A 6,236-nucleotide genomic window follows, 5' to 3' on the forward strand; every position below is an offset into this window, starting at 1 on the left:
ACTTTTATTGTATAAAAGTGCATAAAAAAAGACTCTATTTTCAATAGAATCTTTTAGAAAAGTATATAAATGTATCTAATAGAAAGACTTTGAATGATAGAGCCAACACGAATAGCCCTCTACTTTGATTTTTTTTCAAATATAGAGAGCTGAAAATGATTACATTTCTTCCATTACTTTTAATACCTGTTCAGTTGATGTTACTTGAATTCCAGTACGTATCAGCTGTTCCAAGGCACGTATAAAGGTAATTAAATTTATGCTACCAGGTACTTCAATTACCCTTAGCTTTTCTTTTGGTAATTTATCTATCTTTTCAATGAACAATTCACGTACATCGCTAGGAATAAAGCGTTCCTTATGTCCTTTTATTTTTAGAAGTTCACGCATTTCTATTTCTAAAGCCATATAAGCATTTAGATTTGCACCTTGTTCATAAGCGTATTTTCTAAATAATGTTTCTTCTTGATATCTTAGATAATTACGATGGTAAGATTCCTCTGTAACAGGTACGGCAAATTTGTTCTTTAATAACTCAAATGTTTTACGGAACAGCTTCTTGATGCTTCGGCGAGAGTACATAGAGAAATGCAATCCGAAATCAAATATAGCTTGTTCTTTTTGTTTTGCTGGTACGTGTTGTGTAATAAGAGGATAAATCCCTTCTTTAGCTGCGGTATCAAGAATATGATACTGTGATGTTTGATTCAGTAATTTTTTCAGTGTATATACTAACTTACTTGGATATTTTTCAGTGCGATCAATCATGTCACGCAAACTATGTATTACACTACGGATTTGTCGATGACAGGTATTTTTAAGTACATGAATAAATTTATTCATGTCTCGTGTAAATTCCCCAATATGCATTTCTTGTAGTGTAGATTCAATAAATCGGGCTTTACGGGCATATGTAACCTTTGGAGTAAAAGGATCACGATACTGTAGTTCGCCTGATTCTTTTCCACATAAGAAGTCTGGATGAATAGATAAAAATAAAGTCGTGTATTTTTTCTTGTTTTGAACCCCTTTTTGTAGTTTACAGATTTTGAATAGTGGAGTTCCTGTACAAGGCAATACAGTCGTTAGTTCTTTCATAACTGCACGAATTTGATGTGGATACTTCTTATGTAGAAAGCGGTACATTCCACCAAAGTGAGTCTTATTACCTCTTTCATCCTGTTTGTCTAAAGAACGTTTTAATGTAGTTTCTCTATGCTGTTGCATAGCAATATCTAAGAATAGCTTCTTAGATGCTATTGAAAGTTCAAAGAAAGCCTTTGTAAAGACTACAGGACTAATGTAAACATAAGGATTTGCTTTTTCTGTTTCTTCATTCATAAAATGAGTTATTTTAATTGTGTATCGACTATCTAATTCATTTTCAATCGTAATAATGTTATGTAGGCTTAATTTTCTTAATGCAATATAGAATTGAGAATGCTGTATACATGCCAATTCTTCTTTGTATTGTTTATAGTCTTCCCAAAGCATATGTACTGTTACGTTTGGAATAATACCATTCGTATAGCATTTTTTATGTAGATAAAGGAATACTTCAAGATCTGCATTTGTAATACCGTACAATTTATGTTTTCTTCCCATTGTCTTTGAAATAGTATGACGTGAAAAAGATGGCTTTGCCTGTGCAACAAATCCATCGATATCCGCAATACGTTCTTCATACGACATTTGATTAATAATATCTTCAAGGTATGTATCTTTATAGCTATAGTATTTTCCTTCCAATGCATCAACAAGTGCTTGCCAAGATTTTAATGTAACGATAACCGCATTAGTAGATTGTCCATTCAGACTACGTTGATTACGAATAACAAATGATTTGCTCATCTTTTTCACCTCCTATACAAATTAAAATATACATATCCGTACAATATAAAATATACCGATTTTAATTATAGCAAATCAAAATTCGATGAAAGGGGTCCCTTTAAGAGCAAACATGAAAAAATGAAATGTACGTTAATCCCTTTCATATCAAGGGGTTTCGGGTTTTGTTCTATTTTTTTTATGGACATGATATCACTATGGATTTTCATGTTCCGAATAAACAAGAAAATGAGTTATAAACTGCTAGTAAACGTTGTTCTAATGGGATTGGAAGCTTATTTTCATAAAACATAAGGGACATGATAGGGCTGTGAATTTTCATATTTCTATTTATTACAATTCACATGAAAATCGTTAATAAACATTGATGTTAAAGGGATTTATATGAAATTTGTTATCTATAAAAGGGACGCGATACCGCTAGGATTGATTCATCTTTTCAGATAGAAAGGGACATGATACCGCTATAAATTTTCATGTTCTATAATTCCCTGAAATTTGAGGAGATGTTGTATAAATGCATGGTATATAAGGGATTTAAGAAGATTTATTAAACACGAAAGGGACATGATACCGCTATAAATTTTCTTGTTTCATACCCTGAATATAGAAGAAACCCTTTTGTATCAAGGGTAGAAAAGATTATGAAAAAAAATATATAGTTTAATTTCATGAAACATGTAAGACTGGATTTTTTCATGTTTTAGTCAAAAGGGACATGATACCGCTATAAATTTTCACTTTGTATGTAAACTTTAATGAGTATTACCATATATACAAGGGCAATTTTAAAACATGAATAACCTAGCTTTTTCATGTTTAATCAAAAGGGACATGATATCGCAAAAAAATTTCATGTTTCAGCTAATTCCTTGAAAAATATTAGGTTTCTTATAACGTCTTGCCTTTTCCAAATGGATACAGTCTTGTATAATCAGTAAAAGAAGTGGTTATAAGCATACGTGCTAGATTATCACTAAGGGATGGTTGGCTAGAACTTATTGTATTCTTTTTTATTTTCATGAATAGGAACATCATAAGGCTATATAGATTTAAGTTTAAATCATTCTCAATTGTAAATTAAATAAGGAGAAGGATATATATGGATAATGTTCTACAATTGTTTAAAGATGCATTAGTAATATCAGCACCTATCTATAAACATAATGAACAATTGTGGTATAAATGGAATGCTTATTACTTAGAAGTTAAAGAAGATACTAGTAGGATCGTAACTTCGGACTATTTTTCCCCATCATTTTCAATGCTTGTACAGTGGCTTGAACAGCAACAAAAAAAGGGAATCTCCTCTTTGGAAATATTCACCAACATAGAAGCTTACCAAATTGAAATTGATGTGGCGATAGGATTATTTGTGGAGCAAGAGTTTTCAAGAGCAAACAATGAAACCGTGCAGGAACCAAAGGAATCTAATACAAGTTTAGAGCACGAGAATTACTATGAAGTGAATAATTCTGCGGTTTATTATAAATTAAGAGATGGCATAGCAAAGAATCAATTTGAAGAAGATGAAAATACAAAGTTGAAATCTTATCCAATTGAAACGAAAGATAGTAGTGGAGTTGCACAACTTTCTTCACATAAAGATGAAGATTTAAGATTAATAAATATTGAAGAAGCTGCTCGTTGGAATACATTGGTTGATGGTGTAATGAGTAATATGGATGATTTAACTGCTGACTGTTTAGATGCAATTACTATTCAGTGGTTAAAAGAGGCAAAGTCTCCTGATGAATTCATAGATTTTTCATATAATCAGGTATTAGAAATGTGTAGCATACCTAAAGCAAAGGCTAATAACACAGAATATTATCGAGCAGAAGATAAAATAAAGGTTGCCAAACGTATTGCTGCCTTAGCAAGTATTTTTATCTATTTAAATGATGATAATGAGGTAGTTGTATTAAATGATCGAGCTGAAGCAGGTAAACATTATGAAGTAAAGCGAGAAGTTATTAAGAGGCTTTTTGTATTAGATTCTGTGGTACTCTGGAGAGATACTAACACTAACGAATATATGGGGATAGAATCTTGCAGGATTAAGCCAGGGAGCTTCTTATCAAGTTATTTATATGGTTCTAGTAGTACAACGGCACTATTATCAAAAAAAGCGTTAGAATATAATAGTTATAGACATAAATATCATAAGAGATTGATTCGTTATTTAACTTGGCAATGGAGAATTCGTCAAATGTTTTCTAGTTTAAAAAGGCCTTACTCTATAGGAGGAGATAAGGGATTACTGGCTGTCATGGGTATAAATCAAAATCAAAAGCCAAATCGTATCCGTGAACAGTTAGAAAATGTTCTTATTGATTTAGAGAAGGAAAAGGTAATATCACATTGGGAGTACAGTGAAGATTTAAAAGAGGAAATGTTAACAAAGAAGAATTGGTTTAAGAACTATTATGCTCAGTTAGGTATAATAATTTTACCGCCGAAAGAATTAATGAATTCAATAGAAAAAATAGCGAAGAAAAAAACAGTAGAGATCATACAAGAAGAGTCTCCAGTGAAAATAGAAAATAACACTTTAGATGTTGATGATTATGAAAATTCAATTAGAGAAAAAATATCATTCTTCCATTTGAATAAAAATATTACAATGCGAGAACTTTCAAAAGAAATAGGTATATCACAACCTACCCTTTCTAGGTTTTATAATAAGAAAACAAAACGCCTTTCAGGCACGGCTAAAGATAAATTAAATCAGTGGTATAAAAGACAAATTATTATCGATAAGATGTAGAAAAAGCTTAACTCCATGATAAAAAAGAGTCCCTAAAATAGGGACTCTTTTTTATCATGGAGTAATAACGCTAGCTACCAAATAAATTGGCCGTATCCAGATCTTCATATTCATCTTTTAGTACTGCTTTTTCAGTTGTTGATTCATTTTCTATATGTGTATCTTTAGAAGTAGAATTCTTTTCATTAGATGAGATTATTCTATTTGAATCAGCTATCTCTTCTTCAATTGCTTGGCTTTCTTTTTGAATAGTAAGGTTTGAATTATTTAAAAGTATACGCTTAACATCATTTAAAAAGTCTTTATCTTGAAGTAAAATTTCTTTTTGCATTTGTTGCTGTATCTTATAATCAGCCACGTCTTGTAAACCGTGTTTATCAATAAAATAGCAAACAAGTTTATACAAAGAATCGGCTATATTGCTTTGTGACTCGAACCATTTAAAGAATTCTTCATTCTCAATCTTCTTGAGGTTCCAGAAGAAGGATTCTCTTTTTTTGTCGGACATACTATTTCACCTTTTTTCGAGAAAGAATTTTCTTGATAATTTGCATCCCCTTAGCATTCATATCTACAGCGTATTTCTCTGGAATCCACAATAAGTACATTCCAACTCGCTCACAATACTCTAATAATTGATTATATAATTCATCTTTAAAAGTAATACTTCCCCCACCATACACACATAAAACTTCAGCTTCACTGGCTGTATTGTTTACATATTTTTCATCTGTATCTTCTAGGATTAGTTCAGCTTGTTCCACTTTTGTAATATTAAAGTGGGTTGTTGCCTCTTCATGGTATTTATGATCTATATCTTGAAGAATTTGAGAGAATTGTTGGCGTTTAATGTTTGTGCCACGTTCTTGATTTAATAATTTTACAGCTTCTTCTGTAGCATGACCGACACCACGTCTTTCACCGCTACAAGCATCAATTACGGGGTTCACGCCAACTGTATAGATATACTCAGTTGTTCCATCCCCAATATCAGCATGTAGAATCTTTTTGTTTTTAAAGAAAGAGCCGTCAATTTTTTTGATTTCAAGTTTTTTTGCATATAGTTTAGTGAAATCAGTAAACATCTCCTCTTCCCCTTCAAGAATTGCAAATAACGGAGGAACACCCTCTTGTGTAATGTTTGCACTATTAAATGTTAAGCTAACCGTTACCTGCTCTTCTCCTACATAAACCACTACAACATGATTTGAATTAGTAAAACGCTGTTCTAAATGTTTAGCGTTTACGGGTGTCCATTGGCTTGCTGGGATAGCTGAAATAAGGTCGACAGTCACATTGATTGATTGTGGTAGTTCTTCTGTGCGTTCCCATTCAAGTTGAACTGATTTGTTTGCAATTAATCCTAGCATATTAATTAGAGGCAAATCATCATTGTATTTTTGACCGACTTTAATGTTCATGTTTTTAGGATTTTTCCCTGTTAACATCGCTCGATTACCAATGAAATACATTCCGGATCTTCGAATTGATTTACTAGCAATATTCACGAACATATTATCTACTAAATTAACTACGTTTTTTTGGATGTTTGTCTCTGTAACATTAGGCATTGAGTAAACACTTTGATATACATTTTTCATTTTTATGTATTCAC

Annotated in this window: 4 protein-coding genes; 1 reads left to right on the forward strand and 3 read right to left on the reverse strand. The window is 31.7% G+C overall.

The features are described 5' to 3' along the window. Window positions 1-159: 159 nt before the first annotated feature. Complete coding sequence (locus tag ACQGS6_RS21245) at window positions 160-1,851, reverse strand: hypothetical protein (protein ID WP_000045390.1); 1,692 nt, start codon at window positions 1,849-1,851, stop codon at window positions 160-162. A 1,102-nt stretch (window positions 1,852-2,953) separates the two neighbouring features. Here ACQGS6_RS21245 and ACQGS6_RS21250 point away from each other — a divergent pair. Then, complete coding sequence (locus ACQGS6_RS21250; RefSeq protein WP_426965545.1) at window positions 2,954-4,621, forward strand: helix-turn-helix domain-containing protein; 1,668 nt, start codon at window positions 2,954-2,956, stop codon at window positions 4,619-4,621. A gap of 70 nt (window positions 4,622-4,691) precedes the next feature. On the opposite strand, the gene ACQGS6_RS21255 is transcribed toward ACQGS6_RS21250, so the two are convergent. Next, window positions 4,692-5,129, reverse strand: a complete 438-nt coding sequence (locus ACQGS6_RS21255) for a hypothetical protein (RefSeq protein ID WP_426965546.1) — start codon at window positions 5,127-5,129, stop codon at window positions 4,692-4,694. 1 nt (window position 5,130) lies between these two features. Next, window positions 5,131-6,236 (reverse strand): ParM/StbA family protein (locus tag ACQGS6_RS21260; protein ID WP_426965547.1); only part of this gene is annotated, 1,106 nt, incomplete at its 5' end.

Origin of the sequence: Bacillus sp. GMs2/2 (assembly GCF_050172095.1) — a bacterium.
In the GTDB taxonomy this organism is placed as follows: domain Bacteria; phylum Bacillota; class Bacilli; order Bacillales; family Bacillaceae_G; genus Bacillus_A; species Bacillus_A cereus.

What these genes read in the sequence shown, in the direction of transcription:
- ACQGS6_RS21245 (WP_000045390.1), bottom strand. Translation starts at nt 1,851, where the DNA reads ATGAGCAAATCATTTGTTATTCGTAATCAACGTAGTCTGAATGGACAA.
- ACQGS6_RS21250 (WP_426965545.1), top strand. Translation starts at nt 2,954, where the DNA reads ATGGATAATGTTCTACAATTGTTTAAAGATGCATTAGTAATATCAGCA.
- ACQGS6_RS21255 (WP_426965546.1), bottom strand. Translation starts at nt 5,129, where the DNA reads ATGTCCGACAAAAAAAGAGAATCCTTCTTCTGGAACCTCAAGAAGATT.